The organism is Paenibacillus sp. 32352, assembly GCF_002042965.1.
Taxonomy (GTDB): domain Bacteria; phylum Bacillota; class Bacilli; order Paenibacillales; family NBRC-103111; genus Paenibacillus_S; species Paenibacillus_S vulneris.
In genome coordinates this window covers 53,284-69,853 of sequence record NZ_MZNT01000013.1, presented here as the reverse complement: position 1 = coordinate 69,853, position 16,570 = coordinate 53,284, and the positions used below count along the sequence as shown (strand labels likewise).

At 51.8% G+C, this 16,570-nt stretch carries 18 protein-coding genes and 1 pseudogene; 12 read left to right on the top strand and 7 right to left on the bottom strand.

The window, feature by feature from the left end:
* Positions 1 to 197: 197 nt before the first annotated feature.
* On the top strand, positions 198 to 1,349 hold the full coding sequence (locus tag B1728_RS26490; RefSeq protein WP_179136216.1) for an LCP family protein: 1,152 nt from the start codon (positions 198 to 200) through the stop codon (positions 1,347 to 1,349).
* Positions 1,350 to 1,363: 14 nt separating this feature from the next.
* A complete protein-coding gene (locus B1728_RS26485; RefSeq protein ID WP_079913434.1) occupies positions 1,364 to 2,029 on the top strand; it encodes a hypothetical protein in 666 nt (221 codons plus the stop codon).
* A gap of 279 nt (positions 2,030 to 2,308) precedes the next feature.
* Here B1728_RS26485 and B1728_RS26480 read toward each other — a convergent pair whose 3' ends face one another.
* Positions 2,309 to 3,538: a glycosyltransferase family 2 protein gene (locus B1728_RS26480; RefSeq protein ID WP_079913433.1), complete on the bottom strand. Its 1,230-nt coding sequence runs from the start codon at positions 3,536 to 3,538 to the stop codon at positions 2,309 to 2,311.
* 130 nt (positions 3,539 to 3,668) lie between these two features.
* On the opposite strand from B1728_RS26480, the gene yyaC reads away from it, so the two are divergent.
* Both yyaC and B1728_RS26470 read left to right on the top strand, forming a co-directional pair.
* The gene (gene yyaC, locus B1728_RS26475; RefSeq protein ID WP_079913432.1) at positions 3,669 to 4,235 is read left to right on the top strand and encodes a spore protease YyaC; all 567 of its coding nucleotides are present in this window, start codon (positions 3,669 to 3,671) and stop codon (positions 4,233 to 4,235) included.
* Entirely contained in the window at positions 4,232 to 6,043 is a 1,812-nt protein-coding gene (locus B1728_RS26470; protein ID WP_079913431.1) for an ABC transporter ATP-binding protein, read from the top strand. The genes yyaC and B1728_RS26470 overlap by 4 nt, the downstream gene beginning before the upstream one ends.
* Positions 6,044 to 6,086: 43 nt before the next feature.
* Here the strand turns inward: B1728_RS26470 and sugE are convergent, their stop codons facing one another.
* Together sugE and B1728_RS26460 are read right to left on the bottom strand one after the other, a co-directional pair.
* Positions 6,087 to 6,401: a quaternary ammonium compound efflux SMR transporter SugE gene (gene sugE, locus B1728_RS26465; protein WP_079913430.1), complete on the bottom strand. Its 315-nt coding sequence runs from the start codon at positions 6,399 to 6,401 to the stop codon at positions 6,087 to 6,089.
* A 15-nt stretch (positions 6,402 to 6,416) separates the two neighbouring features.
* On the bottom strand, positions 6,417 to 7,007 hold the full coding sequence (locus B1728_RS26460) for a TetR/AcrR family transcriptional regulator (protein WP_079913429.1): 591 nt from the start codon (positions 7,005 to 7,007) through the stop codon (positions 6,417 to 6,419).
* A 236-nt stretch (positions 7,008 to 7,243) separates the two neighbouring features.
* Between B1728_RS26460 and B1728_RS26455 the strand changes: the two genes are divergently transcribed.
* Positions 7,244 to 7,531 (top strand): hypothetical protein, encoded by a 288-nt coding sequence (locus tag B1728_RS26455; protein WP_079913428.1) that lies wholly within the window; start codon positions 7,244 to 7,246, stop codon positions 7,529 to 7,531.
* A 113-nt stretch (positions 7,532 to 7,644) separates the two neighbouring features.
* Here B1728_RS26455 and B1728_RS26450 read toward each other — a convergent pair whose 3' ends face one another.
* Entirely contained in the window at positions 7,645 to 8,409 is a 765-nt protein-coding gene (locus B1728_RS26450; protein ID WP_079913427.1) for a sulfite exporter TauE/SafE family protein, read from the bottom strand.
* Positions 8,410 to 8,677: 268 nt separating this feature from the next.
* On the opposite strand from B1728_RS26450, the gene B1728_RS26445 reads away from it, so the two are divergent.
* Positions 8,678 to 9,064 (top strand): VOC family protein, encoded by a 387-nt coding sequence (locus tag B1728_RS26445; RefSeq protein WP_079913426.1) that lies wholly within the window; start codon positions 8,678 to 8,680, stop codon positions 9,062 to 9,064.
* 81 nt (positions 9,065 to 9,145) lie between these two features.
* Complete coding sequence (locus tag B1728_RS26440; RefSeq protein WP_079913425.1) at positions 9,146 to 9,808, top strand: NAD(P)H-binding protein; 663 nt, start codon at positions 9,146 to 9,148, stop codon at positions 9,806 to 9,808.
* Positions 9,809 to 9,830: 22 nt separating this feature from the next.
* On the opposite strand, the gene B1728_RS26435 is transcribed toward B1728_RS26440, so the two are convergent.
* Both B1728_RS26435 and B1728_RS26430 read right to left on the bottom strand, forming a co-directional pair.
* Positions 9,831 to 10,145, bottom strand: coding sequence for a dehydrogenase (locus B1728_RS26435; protein WP_079913570.1), 315 nt, complete (start codon positions 10,143 to 10,145; stop codon positions 9,831 to 9,833).
* A 107-nt stretch (positions 10,146 to 10,252) separates the two neighbouring features.
* Positions 10,253 to 10,741, bottom strand: coding sequence for a cupredoxin domain-containing protein (locus B1728_RS26430; RefSeq protein WP_079913569.1), 489 nt, complete (start codon positions 10,739 to 10,741; stop codon positions 10,253 to 10,255).
* A 208-nt stretch (positions 10,742 to 10,949) separates the two neighbouring features.
* On the opposite strand from B1728_RS26430, the pseudogene uptA reads away from it, so the two are divergent.
* The 5 genes and pseudogenes from uptA to B1728_RS26410 all read left to right on the top strand — a co-directional run.
* Positions 10,950 to 11,546 (top strand): annotated as a pseudogene (uptA, locus tag B1728_RS36990) (undecaprenyl phosphate transporter UptA); the annotation flags it as partial.
* Positions 11,523 to 12,044, top strand: a complete 522-nt coding sequence (locus B1728_RS36985) for a nuclease-related domain-containing protein (RefSeq protein ID WP_256865527.1) — start codon at positions 11,523 to 11,525, stop codon at positions 12,042 to 12,044. The pseudogene uptA and the gene B1728_RS36985, both read left to right, overlap by 24 nt.
* A gap of 99 nt (positions 12,045 to 12,143) precedes the next feature.
* Entirely contained in the window at positions 12,144 to 12,710 is a 567-nt protein-coding gene (locus B1728_RS26420; protein ID WP_079913423.1) for a thioredoxin family protein, read from the top strand.
* Positions 12,711 to 12,723: 13 nt separating this feature from the next.
* Positions 12,724 to 13,359: an MBL fold metallo-hydrolase gene (locus B1728_RS26415; protein WP_079913422.1), complete on the top strand. Its 636-nt coding sequence runs from the start codon at positions 12,724 to 12,726 to the stop codon at positions 13,357 to 13,359.
* A gap of 122 nt (positions 13,360 to 13,481) precedes the next feature.
* Positions 13,482 to 14,228 carry a lipase family protein gene (locus B1728_RS26410; RefSeq protein WP_079913421.1) on the top strand — a complete coding sequence of 249 codons (747 nt, stop codon included), beginning with the start codon at positions 13,482 to 13,484 and terminating at the stop codon, positions 14,226 to 14,228.
* 1 nt (position 14,229) lies between these two features.
* On the opposite strand, the gene B1728_RS26405 is transcribed toward B1728_RS26410, so the two are convergent.
* Positions 14,230 to 16,551, bottom strand: coding sequence for an AraC family transcriptional regulator (locus tag B1728_RS26405; RefSeq protein WP_079913420.1), 2,322 nt, complete (start codon positions 16,549 to 16,551; stop codon positions 14,230 to 14,232).
* Positions 16,552 to 16,570: the final 19 nt, after the last annotated feature.

The following is a 16,570-nucleotide window of genomic DNA, read 5'->3' as shown; positions in this document are numbered from 1 at the left end:
GAAATTACAGAAACACACAGTTCTTTACAGAATACACTGGAATTATGACGAAATTATGAAATCCATGGCTGGAATAAGACAGGCTTTAGCCCTTTTTATGGGGAAATAACGAAATTTTAAGCTTTTTGTCAGCTTATTTTAAGGTTTTTCTTATATAATTTTAGGCATTGGTTTTCTGGGAAATGAGGGACGATGATATGTTGAGAAGGATCGTCAAGATTGCGCTCTCCTGCGTATTGATAGGCGTGGTGAGCGTTGGCATCTATGCCACCGTATTATATAAGGACGCCAGTGAAGTCATTGAGAAAATAGGAACGCCGGAGCTTGTTGCCGAGGCAGAGTCGGCCAAAGTAAAACCGCTTACATTACTGCTGATGGGAATTGACCATCGTGTAGATACAGGCAGCTTGAATTCGGATGTGATCATGGTGGTCAGCGTGAATCCGAATACGCAGTCGGCGACGCTGGTTTCGATTCCACGGGATACGCAGCTGTCCCCGAAGGGGCTTCCGGAGAGAAAAGCGAATTATTACTATCCCTACTTTTATAATATGAATAAAGAGGAAGCCTTTGCGAAGACGAAAAGCGTATTTTCCGAGGTGCTGGGGGTCCCGATCGATTATGCGATCACCATTGATTTTGAAGGCTTTCGGCAGGCGGTCGATGTGCTGGGAGGACTTACGATCAACGTAGACATGGATATGCGCTATGTAGACGACGAGGACGGTACGAATATTAACTTGAAAAAAGGCATCTCCAAGCTGAACGGCAAGCAGACGCTGGATTTCGTCAGGTACCGCAAGTCGAATATGAATACGCAGGAATCGAGCGACTTCGAGCGGAATGCGAGGCAGCAGCAGGTATTGAATGAAATGCTGAAAAGCGTAAAGTCGGCGGGAGGCATCACGAAGCTGTCGCAAATGATAGAGACGGTGGGCAACCACATGAACACGGACGTGCCTTCATCGCAAATTCGTGATATGATCCGTACATACTTTAATATGAACCCTTCTAATATTAACTATGTTCATTTAGAGGGAGAATGGGAAAGCCCCTATGTAGTGGTTAAGAAAGAAGAGCTGCAAAAGGCGAGTAAAGCCTTGAAGCAGCAGCTAGGTGACGATACGGATCATGCGAGCTCAGGTGCTTGGGATAGCTTGGACTCCACCTCAACCAATACATATGGAAAAAGCTACTCGAGCTCTAACAGCATCCGCAGCGGAAGCAGCTCAGGCAGAAACCCGGCTGCGGGGAATACGGTCAGCGGAGTGACCTATGGAGCTCCTGCGTCCAAGAAGGAAACAGACCTGGCTCCGTCTGCTGGCGGTAATCCTTTGCCATTTGAGTAGGAAGGAGCGATAAAATGCCCATTACAATTGGCTGTTATCACGCTCATTATTCGAATATTGATATCATAGAGCAGGCTCTTGCGCCGTATGGCGTGGAGCTGGTTCATTATGTAGACCCGGGAGTGGATCGGCGCAAAGCCGATCCTTATTTTACATTGGAGAAGGCGCAGGACAAGATCAAGGAGACGCTGGATTGGATAGCGGCCTCCCATGTCGATGCCGTCCTCATCACTTGTACCTTCTTTACGGCCCATATGCCGGACGGGCTGAATTACGGCATCCCCGTGATTAAGCTGGATGACCCTTTGTTCGAGGCGATCTGCCGCAGCGATCGTCCGTCACTGCTTGTCTTTACCAATCCTGCGACCGTTCAGGGGACGCTGGAGCGTCTGATTCGCTATGCGCAGCAGCAGGGCAGGCGGCTGGATCTGCACTCACAAACGATTGAGCCTTCCTTTGAGCTGCTGATGCAAGGGAGGAAGGTGGAGTACACGGAGCTGGTTGCATCTGGGCTGCAAAGGCTCGCGGAAGACAACCCCGATAGACAAGTATGGGCCGCCCAGCTATCTATGGTCCAGGCAGCAGAGCATACGGAACGGGCCTGCGGCATCCGTTTAGGCGATCCTTTGCGGTCCTTGGTACAGCATATGGCGGATAGGTTGGGGCTGCAGCGCCGATAGAAAGGCAAAAGCCGCTGCGTTACGGACGCAAGCGGCTTTCTGCTATGTGATCAATCTATAAGGACCGATGAATGGTTACGCATGGATGTGCTGATAAGCGACAATCAGAACAAAAGTCAGCAGCATGACGCCCGTAACATAAATCAATTGCTTGTTGGATAAATGAGTCATGGTCAGCTCTCCCTTATTGACGGCGCAGAACCGGAGCCCGCGCTCTTTTCTTTATTTTATAATATCATAACGATGTCCGGTGTAAAAATATTGTTAAAATGACCGCACTTAGCGGCGCATTTTTTTTAGCTCGTCCAGCGAGTAGTAGGTGCCTCTCCAATGAATTCCATCCTGGCGAAGAGTGAGCCAGACCGATCGGATTACTATGTAGCTCAGCAGTCCGACCGTTAGCGGGAATACCAGCACTTCGCTTCCGACACTCCCCGTCAATGAATGAACGAGCCGGAAGTAAACGAACAGCATCACAAGAATCGAAGCGCCGAATAGCCACGAAGCCCATCCGCCGGCAAGGAACAGGGCAAGAAAGGGGAACAGGAACAGCGCCAGCTGGCCGACAACCCCCAGGAACGCTAATCCGAGCTTATAATGAAAGCCTGAAAACAAGTTTTTCTCCAGTCCCCGGATCGCTTCTCCCAGACTCTTGTACCATTCGACGGCAATGTGCTCCCGGCCGGAAGCGAGCCGCTGCCTCAGCCGTGCCTGTTTAACCCGTTTGCCGAGGACCAGATCGTCGTCGGGCCGGAGCGCGAAAGCGCGGTGAGTGCCGATCGCTTCATAGGCTTGGCGGGTCAGCAGATTGAAAGCGCCGATGCCCATGCCATGCTTGTGCTGGCTGTCGATATTGGAGCGCCATGGGCGAATATACAGGCTTAACGTAAAAAAGAAGTAACGTACAAATGCCTTCAGCCAGAAGCCTTTTACGATCATGTCCGGAGCCAGTGTCAGATGGTCGACATCGTTGGCTTTCATATAATGAACGGCATCGGCGATCGTATCGGGCCGAAACAGGACGTCTGCATCCGTGAACAGCACATATTGACCGCGGGCCTGAAGATAGCCTTGATACAGGGCATGGTTTTTACCGAGCCATCCTGCGGGAAGCGTCGTGACATGAATAATTTGCAGAGGAATGCGGATGCTCTCCTTGCCTTCCGACCATTTGCGAAGCTCCTCAAGCTTGCGGCCCGTCCCGTCCTGCGAACGGTCATTGACCGCTATGATTTCGAGTCGCGGGTAAGTTTGATGAAGCAGATGCCGGACCGTTTCCGCGATGGAGGCTTCTTCCTCCTTGGCGGCAATAACGACAGATACCAGCGGAAAATCCTGTGAGCTAAACGTCGGGTTCAGCCTCGCTTGGTGACTATTGGAAGCAGCAGGGTATGCATCCGGCGGCGCATGCGGAAGGCTCAGCATTCTTTTGCGAGCCTGGAGCGTATCCCACAGCATGAAAATCCAATAGGCGAATGTCAGAATGGCGAGCAGCTTGATGATGGGCATTAGTCAGATCCCCGTCCTTTTGACAACCGTTTGGTGGCATTATATCATGGGCTGCGGCAGAACAACAAATGTTGGTTCCGCTGTGATACAATGAAAAAAAGACTAGAAAATATACGGGAGGGGGGAGGACATGAACGGAAACGGGGAAGCCATACCTGTCCTGCGTAAAAAGGTGAAGGGTCAGGAGCTGGCTGAATTCCTGCTTTCGATACGTGAGCCGGAGCTGGATGCCGGCGAGGTCCTGTTTTTATGCATCGGCACGGACCGGTCTACCGGAGATGCGCTGGGACCGCTAGTCGGGACTATGCTCACGGAAGCGGGGTATCCGCATGTGATGGGGACGCTGGAAGCTCCGGTAGACGCCAGCAATATGATCGAACGATTGGCCGATATTCCTCCGGGATGCAAGGTGGTCGCCATTGACGCTTGCTTGGGCCAGCATGCCTCCGTAGCGTCGTACCAAGTGTCCAATCAACCGATGGAGCCCGGGAAATCGCTCGGCAAGCAGCTTCCGGCCGTCGGCGATTATTCTATAGCAGGCATCGTGAATGTAGACAGCGGACAAAAATATTCGACTCTGCAAAGCACTTCGCTTCACCGGGTCATGGTTATGGCCAAGGAGATTGTAGCCGCAATCCGGGTGGCGTTTCCTGTTGATTCGGTATCCATAAAGACATGTCAGGAGGGCGAGAGATGAGAGGAGAAGGGGCGCGCTGGGAAGCGGGCAACCGTCAACTATTGCAAAGCCGGGGCAAGGCTTCCTTCAAGGAGGTATCGGTCAAACGCATTTATAGCTTGTTTCGGGGGTATCGCTGGCAGCTGGCGGCTATTCTGCTGCTGGCTCTCGTTTCCTCCATGATCGGTTTGCTTCCGCCGCTCATCATGAAGGAAATTATCGATACGGCAATTCCTCAAGGCAACAAAATGCTGCTGCTGGAAATGGTGGGACTTATGGTGCTGCTTCCGCTGCTTGGCGGCTTGCTCGGCGTATGGCAAAACCATGAGAATACCAAGGTAGGCCAAGGGGTTATGCGCGATTTGCGCCGTTCCTTATTCGCGAACCTGCAGCGCCAGTCCATGGGCTTTTTCACGGATGCCAAAGCGGGGGAGATTATCCAGCGTCTGACGGGCGATGTGCTCGCCGTACAGAATGTGGTAACGACGGTCGTCGTATCCGCCGTTACGCAATCGGTTATCGTGGTTACGACCGTGGTGATATTATTTGCATTGGATTGGCGGCTAGCTCTGCTGGCGTTAGTTATTCTTCCATTATTTATTTTGCCGGTTCGGAAGGTTTCTGAGGTTCGTAAGCGCTTACGCGGGGAGACCCAGCGGGTAAGAGGAGAAATGTCGTCGCAGCTTGGAGAAATTTTCGGCGTATCGGGGGCCCTGTTAACCCGGATTTTTCAACAGGAGCAGCAGCAGGAAAAGCAGTTCGGCGAGCTGAACCAGAAGGTCATGGATCTGGAGCTGCGCCTGAATCTGGTCGGACGCTGGTACGGGATGATGCTCGGTATACTGGGACCGATCGGGACGGCTCTCATTTATATGTACGGGGGCTGGAACGTAGTGACGGGAGCCATGACGATCGGGAGTATCGTGGCGTTTACCCAATACTTGGGGCGTTTGTACGGTCCGGTCTCCACGCTGCTTAACCTTCATGTTGAGGTAGCTACGGCGCTGGGCGTGTTCCAGCGGATCTTTGAATATGAGGATATGGAACCGGAAGTGACCGATTCGCTGACGGCCCGCGAGCTTCCCGCCGTTCAAGGGAAAGTGGAGTACCGGCACGTCTCTTACGCGTATCAGCCTGGCAAGTATGCGCTGAATGATGTATCCTTCGAGGCGCTACCGGGGGAAGTCGTCGCTATCGTGGGTCCTAGCGGGGCAGGCAAATCTACTCTGATCGGTATGCTGGGCAGGCTGTATGACCCTACCACCGGAACGGTGGAGATTGACGGCTTCGATATTAAGGAGGTCACGCTGCATTCACTTCGCAGTCAGGTCGCTTTTGTTACGCAGGAATCGTTCCTGTTCCACGCCTCGATCCGCGATAATCTGCAGTTCGCCAAGCGGCATGCCGCTCAGGAGGAGATCGAGTCTGCCTGCAAGCAGGCTTACATTCACGAGATGATCCTGTCTCTGCCGGAAGGCTATGATACCATGGTCGGGGAGCGGGGGCATCGGCTCTCGGGCGGCGAAAGGCAGCGGCTGGCGATAGCCCGTGCCATTCTGAAGGACCCGCGCATTCTGGTGCTGGACGAAGCCACCTCGCATCTGGACTCGGAGTCGGAGGCCTACGTGCAGTCTGCGTTGGATGAGTTGATGAGAGGGCGGACGACGCTCGTCATTGCCCATCGTCTGTCCACGATATTATCGGCCGACCGAATTGTGGTTATGGATGCGGGACAGGTGGTTGAGAACGGCCGCCACGAGGAGCTGCTAGCTCTCGACGGATTGTATGCGCGGCTGTATCATACGCAATTTGCCAAGGCTTATGAGTAAATGAAGAAGACCGGATGATTTCCGGTCTTCTTCATTTAAGGGATTACGCAGTGACCTTCAAGCCGACAATGCCGCCGATGATCAGCAGCAGGAATAGAATGCGGATCGCATCTCTCGGTTCACCCAGGAAGAACATTCCGATGATGACCGTACCCAGCGCGCCGATTCCCGTCCAGATCGCATAGGCGGTACCCATCGGAAGCGACTTTAAAGCTTGGGACAGGAAATAGAAGCTGACCGCCATGCCGGCGACGGTTACCGCGGAAGGCACAAGCTTGGTAAATCCGTTCATATATTTAATACTTACAGCCCATACGACCTCAAATAAACCGGCAATGATCAAATACACCCATGCCATGAAACCAAGCTCCCTTTACTCGTGATGTTGGACTATGATGCCCTGCCAATATAATCGCCAAATGCTTTGGATTCGGCGTTCAAAATCGTTGTGGTTATAGTAATGCTTCTGAATGAAGGTACCATCCAGCAAGCAATAGTAAGATGCCATAAGCTCGTCCGTATTCATCCTCCGGATGACGCCCTGCTGCATGCCTTCCTCGAAGATGGTTCTAAGAACTGCAGACAGCGCATTCTCCGACACAGGGAACCGTCCTTGCAGCTCCCGCTGAAGCGGCTCGGGAGGAAACAGCATCGCGCGTTTCAGGAAGGTTACACTGTCCTCGCTTAGCAAGTAGGTCTGGCACGAATCCTTGAGGATAGTATACAGCTTTTCGTGAACATCCATCCCGTTAATGAGTTGTTCCAATGCGGCGACTCGCCCAAGATGCTCTTGAAGGACATCCTCGAAGACGGCAAGGAACAGATCCTCTTTGCTTCTGAAATGCGCATATAGAGAAGGAGTCTTGATTCCCACTTCTTTAGCGATTTCGGATAAAGGGGCGGCCTCGTATCCTTTTTGGGCGAATAGGCGCAGCGCCGCCTCTTTGATCTTCATCATAGTCATGGAAGCACTCTCCTTGATTTTGTTTTTAACCTAACTAACGTTAATTAGGCAAATCCCATTCTACTTCCTTTTTTCGGCAATTTCAAGCTTTTTTTGAAAGCCTGCCGGCTCTGGCCATTTATCTGGATTGTGGAAAGCAATTTTAAAAAAGCTTAATAAAATGGGTTCATACAATTAACAATCGGTTTATATAATAAATATTACATTCAGACTTCAGTCTCGAAGGGGTGGAATTTATGAAAACCATTAACCATGTTAACTACAAGGATCAGGATGGAAATATTTATTGCTGTCTTCGCAACAAGGTCGTCAAGCTCGATGAGGACCAGCGCCAATCGTTTTGCCAAGGCTGCAGCATGTTTGCGGGAAACGCGGGAGGTAAAGGCGTGGAGTGCATGTGGGCTGACATGCGCAATGTCGATGATCCTTATATTGTTACCGATCCGCTGCAGGAATTTTTCCGCAACCAGGTACGTCATGTCAGGATGAATTATTTGAATACTATCTCCGTTTTCTGCAGCTAACCATGAAATCGGACGGTATTTCGCCATATAAACCAAGAACGGCCCGCCGGTCCTTTAAGTAGAAAAGGAGAACCGGGAGCCGTTTTTTTGTTTGTTGCCGGAAGAGCGTTATTCTACTGCAGTAAATCCCAAATTTGCTTGCCGATCAGCAAGACGGTTACGCCGATGAACAAAGGCTTTACATAACGGGAGCCGTGCCGGATGGCCAGCCTCGAGCCAACAAAGGCCCCTACAATCATAGCGAGTCCCATAGGTACCCCGTACCCGAGATGGACCGAGCCGAGCAGGAAGAAGCAGGCCAGGCTCGCAATGTTGCTGGCCATATTCAGCACCTTGGCATTGGCCGAGGCGCCGACAAAATCGAAGCCGAGCAGCAGAAACAAAAATAGCAAGAAGGAGCCTGTGCCGGGACCGAAGAACCCGTCGTAAAATCCGAGTACGAAGGCGCACAAGGCGCAGACCCATTTGGCCGCAGAGGTTAACGGGCGCGGAGTGGCGTTGGCCCCCCAATTTTTTTTGAACAACGTATAAATAAGTACAACGACAAGCAGGATGATGACTAACGGCTTGAGAAAAGCGGAGGGCAGCAAATGAACCGCATAGGTGCCGAGCACCGAACCTATAAACGACAGCGGAAATAAGGCGAGCACCAGCTTGCCGTTAATTTTGCCCGAGAACAGAAACGAGATCGTGCTCGTAACCGAGGACAAGGTCCCGCCGAGCTTGTTGGTACCGAGCACCATGCTGGGAGGAAGTCCTGTAAGCAGCAATGCGGGCACAGAAATAAGCCCGCCGCCTCCGACAACGGAATCGACAAAGGCTGCTATGAAGCCGACCGCGATTAAAAACAACAGCATATCCATTGATGGCAGATCCATGGTGACAATGTCTCCTTTGTTCCGATAAACCTCGAAAGAATAGGCTAAGTATATATAAATCGACACGAATCTACAACACTTTTTTTATACCAAAAATTAGGAAGGATGGTTGGTTAGAATCGTGTGCAGATCTGCTAGAATGACCGCTGAAAAACACGCTTTCATTAGGAACGGAATAGATTGCGCTTAGAGCTTGTCCATGATATTCTTCAATCGAGAACAAGTAATGATTGACGGAGATTTCCACATTGAGAGAGGTGTGTTCAGAATGATTCATAAGCTGGAGCATATTGGAGTCATGGTAAAGGATATGGACGCTTCTATCCGTTTTTACACGGAAGTATTGGGAATGAGATTGGTAAAGAGGGTAGCGCTGGCAGACGGCGCTGAGCTCGGCTTCCTGTCCTTCCCGGGTTCTGAGCAAATCGAGATCGAGCTGGTCGGCCGCGGCCGCGAGGGGCTTCCGGATAACGGCGTTGTGCACCATATTGCTTTTACCGTCAGCGATATTCAATCGGAGATCGACCGGCTGAAGTCGTTGGGCGTCAAGCTGATGGACGAAACCCCGCGCAGAATTCTTGATGGGGATTTGATTGCTTTCTTTTTCGGACCGGACGGAGAACGTCTGGAATTTTTCCAGCCTGCTGCCAAGTAATTGTAGGCATTAGAGAAGGCTGTCGGGACGCTCACCCGGCAGCTTTTTTAATCTGATTGACGAGGGAAAGGGGATCGGCTTATGACCAAGAAGGCAATAGTCGCCGGGGCCACGGGGATGGTTGGGAAGGCGCTGGTGGATCGGCTCCTCTCCGATTCCGGCTGCCAGGAAGTGTACACAATTGTCAGGAGAACGACCGGACTACGGCATGAGAAGCTGACGGAGCTTGTCGTCGATTATGATAGATTGGATATCGCCTCATCCCTGTGGGAAGGGGCGGACGTCTTTTGCACCTTGGGAACGACGATCAAGAAGGCTGGGAGCCAGGAGCAGTTCCGCAAGGTGGACTGCGAGTACCCGGTGAAGTTGGGCGAGCTGGCGGCGGCGAACCGCGCTCGCCACTTCCTGATCGTGACGGCGATGGGCTCCGATCCGTCCTCCCTGTTTTTCTACAGCCGGGTCAAGGGAGACGCCGAGGCACGGCTCCGTCAGCTGCCGCTTCCCGGGCTATCCGTCTTTCGGCCGTCTTTGCTTACGGGCGAGAGGGAAGAGGTGCGGCGCGCAGAACGGATGGGGGAGGCCGCCGCAAGCCTGCTGCCTTTCCTCTTTAAAGGACTGATGCGCAAATACAAGCCGATTGCCGGATCTATCGTAGCGGAGGCCATGATCCGGGCGGCCCGCTTGAACCGTCCCGGCGTTACGGTGTACGAGTCGGATGCTATTGCCGACCTGGCCGGTCGTTGATCTCCGTATGGATCGGCAAGAGTCAGCCGCCGAATGCTTCCCTGAACGCTTTGCCCAGCACAGCGGGCTCTACTTCCCACAGCTCGGCGATCTCGGGGCATACGTTTTCATCCCACCAATCGGATAACAGCTTCCGGTTGCTGCTGTTTTCTGTTATCCAGGTTAGATTCATGAGCACCTTTTTGTAATAGAGCTCATCGGCTTTTTCCACCAAATCGGGTGCGATCCATTTGTTGATTTTTTTGCGGGCACGGTATAATTCCCGGGAGCAGGCCCGGCGGATTTTGCGCGCGGTAGGATATGACTGGTCATGTCTAACTTTGTTTGCAGGATTCATGGGCATTCATTCTCTCCTTCCTACCGTATCGTATGCGGGAGAGGGTGCATGTGCCCCTGCCTGGCGGCAACGCATGGCGTGAAAAAGCCCTGAAGCATGCTCGTGCTTCAGGGCTTTAGTCTGGCATCTGAGGCGTCCACAATGATATATCCGACCATAGGGCCGTTATGTGCAATATCCGGGTGGGACAGACAAACGATGCGATACGTGCCGGGCTTATCGGCATGGAAGGAGACGACGGTTTCCTTGCCTTTCTTGACCTCGCCTTTTACATTAAGGCCGTCAATGATAAACGGGTGACTCGCCCCGTTGACGCCAAAAATACTCAGATTGATGTTCTCGCCCTGCCTGACATGAATGGTGCCGGGGTCCCAGCGGTAGGCCTCAATGGTCTTGCCGTTCGCGTCGGTCGATTTGAACTCCCCTGTGACGAGGTGGATCGTCCGCGTTTCCCCCTGAGGTGCGATAGAGCCGCCGGTCGTCTTCGCCTCGCTGTAGCCCCAATACCACGCCGCACCTAACGTGCCCAGCGCCAGCAAGCCTATAAGAGCCCAATGCCGGAGCTGCTTTTTACTGACTACGACTATTTTGGACATGATCATCCCTGCCTTCTTGCGGCGCCTCAGTAAGCCCAGTGCCTTACTCCGCTTTCGCGCCTTCCCTAGTTTGTACTAAATGTATGCTTCGGCTTGTCTCTTCATGCCGGCCAGTTGGTTGGAATGAATGAACAGCTTTGTGATAGAATAGGATAGATTGGAGACAAGTCGGGCTTGCCCGAAAATGAGAGGAAGAGGCTGGAGAAGAATGTTAAAGGATCTGATTCACAGTGCGTTAATGTTTATTCAGGATTTAGGCGTATGGGGAATACTGATTGGATTGATGCTTGAAGTCATCCCTAGTGAAATTGTGCTCTCTTACGGGGGGTATCTCGTATCACAGGGAAGCGTTTCTTTTCTGGGTGCCATCATTTTTGGTACGCTGGGCTGTCTTATTCAGCAAGTGTTCTTGTATTGGATCGGCCGATACGGCGGAAGACCGTTTATAGAGAAATACGGCAAATATATTCATCTGAAAATGCGCTATATTAATATTGCAGAAGACTGGTTTAATAGATACGGTGCGGGAATGGTGTTCACGGCCCGGTTCATTCCTGTCGTAAGACAGGCGATCTCCATTCCTGCGGGGATGGCTCGCATGCCTATGATGAAATTCCTGTTTTATACCTTGCTGGGTACGATACCGTGGGCGGTCCTGTTCGTCTATTTGGGCAACACCCTCGGCTCGAATTGGGAGCATATCGATGAGTACGCTTCTAAATATACGACGCCTCTTATTATCGGTTCGGTCGCATTGACGGTACTTTATGTGCTGTTCAAGCTGCTGCGGCGCAAAAAAAGCGAGCCCAAGTACGGCGACGAAGGGGAGAAGAGCACGGCTCATCAGCTTAAATATATCGGGAGCGAGTACCGTGTGCTGAACAGCCGGCATGTGCGGGCAGGCGGGAGCTCCCAGGAGTTCGATCACATCGTGATCGGCCCGAACGGAGTCTTCCATATTGACTCCAAACATTGGTCAGGCGAGATTGTGTTTACCTCGCAGGGCGTAGAGCGCAGCAAGGAAGGGCATTCCGCCGACCCGACTGCTCAGCTGTACCGTCATGAGCATATACTCAAGGAGCTGTTCCGCTCGGCGAAGCTGAATCCGGAGCTGGTCGGTGTGCTTTGCTTCACGCATCCGAACTCTCATATTGTCGGCAAAAGCCCGGCCTTCGCTACGGTAAAGCTAGATAGACTGGCGCACCTGATCAAAACACATAAATCGAAGAAGTCGCTGCTTACAGCCTCGGAAGTAACAAGGATTGAGCAGCTTATTAAAGAAAACAGCCACAGCAGCAAATAGATGCAGCCCCGCTTCCATTCGAAGCGGGGCTTTATTGCCTAGCCTCTCTTTTTTATATAAAATGAAAAGTATACCAACCCATAAGGAGGGCTTTATGCTATGAGTAAAAATTTGTCCCATAAGCTCCGTACCGGCTTGACGCCGCAGCAGTTCATCGACGGGATGACGAAGAACCAGGAGAAATTTATGGAATGGTATGACAGCTTTGCTTGGCAAAACGAGGACGACAAGGAGTTCTTCGACTCGCTGAATAACCGCGACGACCTTCGCTGTCTGATCCTCATGGCCGACTGGTGCGGCGATGTGGTGCGCAACGTGCCCGTTGTATTCCGCGCGCTAGAAAATTCGGGTATTCCGGTAGAAGTACTTATTAAGGAAGAACATCCGGATGTCATGGCCCAGTTTTTGACCGGCGGCGGCGAAGCGATTCCGATTGTAATTTTCACCGATTTCAGCGGTCATGTGCTCGGACATTGGGGACCTCGTCCTAGCAACGTTCAAGCGGTCATGACGAAGTTCAAGCAAGAGAACCCGGATCGCAACGCGCCGGATTATGATGAGAAAATTAAAATGGCGCGCCAGGAAATGGCACGTGAATATGGGGAAGGCACAGGCTATCATGCCGTTATCGTCAAGGAATTGCGCGACCTTCTTTCAACATTTTAAGGTGGAGTGACGGATGAGCTTAGAAGGATTGAAGATCGAAGCGTTCTCCTTGGGACCCCTTGGCACCAACGCATACTTGCTGTCGAGGCCGGAGGAGGGCAAAGGCATCATTATTGATCCCGGGATGAATCCCAAGCCCCTGATCAAGCGGATTGAAGGCTTGCAGATCGAGGCTATTCTGCTGACACATGCTCATTTTGACCATATCGGCGGCGTGGATGAGATTCGGAAGCTGAAGGGATGTCCGGTTTATTTGCACGATGCCGAGGCGGATTGGCTGACCAATCCGAAGAACAACGGCTCCTCCAGATGGCCAGAGCTTGGCGGCCCGATTGTAACGGAGCCTGCCGAGTATGCGCTGGATGAAGGGCAAGTATTGAAGCTGCTCGGGCTCGAAATCAAGGTTATGCATACCCCTGGCCATTCACCGGGCAGTGTAAGCTTCCTTATCGGACCGCACTTGTTTGGCGGCGACGTGCTGTTTAGGCTGTCCGTAGGCCGTACCGATCTGCCGGGCGGGCGAACGGAGGAGCTGATGGATTCCATCCATCTGAAGCTGTTCGAGCTGCCGGACGATACCATCGTCTACCCGGGCCATGGCGTCAAGACGACGATCGGCTATGAGAAGGAAAACAATCCGTACGTATAAACAAACGATATGCCATACATACAAGCTCCCCGGTTACGCCGTTCGCGGCGGTAGCCGAGGAGCTTTTTCTTGTCCTTGAATAAAATGCTATACAAGCAGTCTTACTCAAGGGAGGGATAGGTATGGGCGGTAAATGGATGACGGACAAGGCGATTTTCCTGGCTGCCGCCGTGTATCAAGCGGTAGAGCAGTACAAAAATAACGGACGCTGCGTAACGCCAAGAGGGTTTCATTTGGCAAAGGTGTTAGGAAGCCGGCAAAATCCGTACGCAGGGATGATTCTTCAATCGAAGAGCACGGTGATCCTAGTATTCCGGGGGACGGAGACGATCTCCGAGCTGCTGGCCGATACGGACACGGCTCAAGTCGCATTCCCCTACATGTCTTCGGGCGGACGGGTCCACCGGGGATTTGCACGAACGTATGGCCGGTCCATAAGAGCACAGGTGCTGGCTCATCTTCGCGGCGTATCGCCGGGCAAAGAAATATGGATCGCTGGCCATAGCCTGGGCGGGGCCATTGCCACGCTGTGTGCCTTGGATGTCGCGGTGAATACCAGGTTCAGCGATCCGCTGCTCCTTACCTTCGGTTCGCCTAAGGTAGGGAACGCTGCCTTCGCTGCCGCATTCTCCCGCCACATTCGCCGCTCCGTCCGAATCGTGAACAGCTCCGATCTCGTTCCGGTGCTGCCCCCTTCGTTGAAGGGAGCGGAATACAGCCATGTCAAAGGGCTGTATCGAATCCGGTTCAACCGTTCCACAATTATGAGCAATCACACGATCCGCAACTATTATGAAGTGCTGTCTGGGAACGATTCCGATTATACCCTCAGGCTGAAAAAGCAAAGTCCGGGATTTGGCCCGGACTAGCTTAGTGTCCCCTTTTGCGGAAGGATTCGCGGTATTGCCCCGGCGTCATGCCTTCGACCTTTCGGAAGGAGCGGATAAAATTTTGCGAATTCATGTAGCGCAGCTTTTCCGATATTTCCTTGATGGTCATATCCGTCTCCGTCAGCCATCTCTTCGCAATGGTAAACCGGTAAGCGGATAAATAGTCGCTGAAGGTCGTGTTGGTCTCCTTGCGGAAAATCCCGCTCAAATAGTTGGCGTTATAGTGCAGCTGCGATGCGCATTCCTCAATCGTCAGATCGGTGTCGTAATGCTTGTGAATCATATCGATAATTTTTTCCGAAATGCTGTGGTATTGTGAATTTTGGCGGTCGCGGTATATCGAAATCAGCGGTGAAATGATGCGGGTCCAGAACCAGTCCTGGATTTCGGTCGTCATTTGCAGCCGATTTAACTCCTCGTAGAGGGAGACGTCCCCGTCTCCTTGCTTCAGCTGATTCAAGGTTACGCCGGATTCCTGCATCGCGACGATCAGGCTGGTGAACAGGCGAACCATGGATATTTGATACTCTTGCGGCGTCATTTCATGCTTGAAGATGGTTCTCATGAACTGGGACAGGTGATGCTTGGCATTCTCCTCGTCGGCCAGCAGGATAGCGTCAAGAAGATCGCTTTCGGTTAAAAAAGGATAGTCCAGATGCAGCTGATGCTTGCCTTCGTTGATGTTGGCGTAAGAAATAATGACCTGGCCGCCCAAGTGGATGCGCTGCTTCAATGCTTCCAAGCCTTCACGATAAGCGACAGACGCCTTTTTCGGATCATCGAACGGCAGGCTGATACCGATGCTGATTTGCAAGCCGAGAACGTGCTGAACCGTCTGCTGAATCGATTCGGTCAAGGAGTACATGAAGCTGTTGAACTCCTCCAGCGACTGGTTCTTGCTTCCGATCATCGTCACCTGGGTCTGTTCGATGAATACCGGCGGAAAGCGGACATCGGCAGGAATGATTTCTTCAATAATGTTGTTGATGGCGAACAAGAGCAGCTCCAGGTCCTCTTTGCCGTAGCGCGTATGCTCCAGCGTATCGATCTGCAGCGTGATGACCGCGGATGCCTGCCATTCATTAAGCTTTTCGCTGAGCCCGAACAGCTCCATTTTTTCCGTAAGCTCCGCCCGGCGCACCTTCCCCTGGAACATTTTGATCAGAAAATAGGCGAGAGCCTGCTGGAGATGCTGCTGCGCTTCTTTTTCAAGCTGTGTTTTGGAGCGGAACAAATCCTGGACCTGGTGGCTGATAATATCGAATTCATTATTGCGGAGCCTGCCGCCGTTCGGAAGCTTGCCTCCTACTTCTCTCATGAGCCGTTCGATAGGGTTATACATCTGTCTCGACAGAAGCCATGCGATGATAAGAAATACGGCAACGATGATAAGACAAACCGCTAGCGTATATCGGCCGATCTGCTTGGAATCCCGCGTCAGGCTGTCGATGGAGATAATGGATAAATAAATCCAGTTATTATAGCTCGAGCGCAGATACGTGGCCGTATATTTTTTGTGGTTCACTTCCGTTTGGAATTGTCCCGAAGGCTGCGAGAATATGGACGGATCCTTGATGAACTCCGTATTAATGGCGTACTTGCCTATCATAGAAGGATCGGAGTGATACAGAATGCGCTCCTGATCATCCAGAATGATAACGGTTTCCGATTCCCTCGGAACATAATTTAACATCTCCGCCAAGCTGCAGGTGGTCAGGTTCGTAAAGGCCAGGCCGAATTTATCCGAGCTTTGGTCCGGAAGCTTTTTGACAAGACTGATTGTATAAGGGCAAGTGGCAGCGTTTGCTTTTTCCTCACTATAAAACCAGATGCTCGGGTTTAACACCCACGAGAAGGAATTGGGAAGCAGCATCTGATTGAGGAGCTGAAAATGATGCAAATAATTGCTGAACGTATAGAAGCCGGAATTTTTAATCATCCAGTTTTGCTTGATATTGATGATGACGACATCTTCGACCTTCGTATAGAACGACTGGGTATTGCTGATTTCCTTGCGTAGATCCTTGTACAGCATGAAATCGTCCGTCGTAAAAGGCTCATTTAATACTTTGGCCATAACGGGGGAGTTCACCAGCTGATCGAAGGCGTGGTTAATAGTTCTTAGTACCTGCTCGACATTGGAATTCATTTGGGTCAGCAGCTGAATTTGCCCGCGGTTGACCTGCTTTTGAATTTCGTTGGAGGATTGCAGATTGGAAACGATGCCAATAAAGATGACGGGAACGGTGCACAAGATGCATCCGAATAAAATGAGTCTGGTTAAATAGCTGAATCTATGCATCCTGCATCCTCCTCCTTTC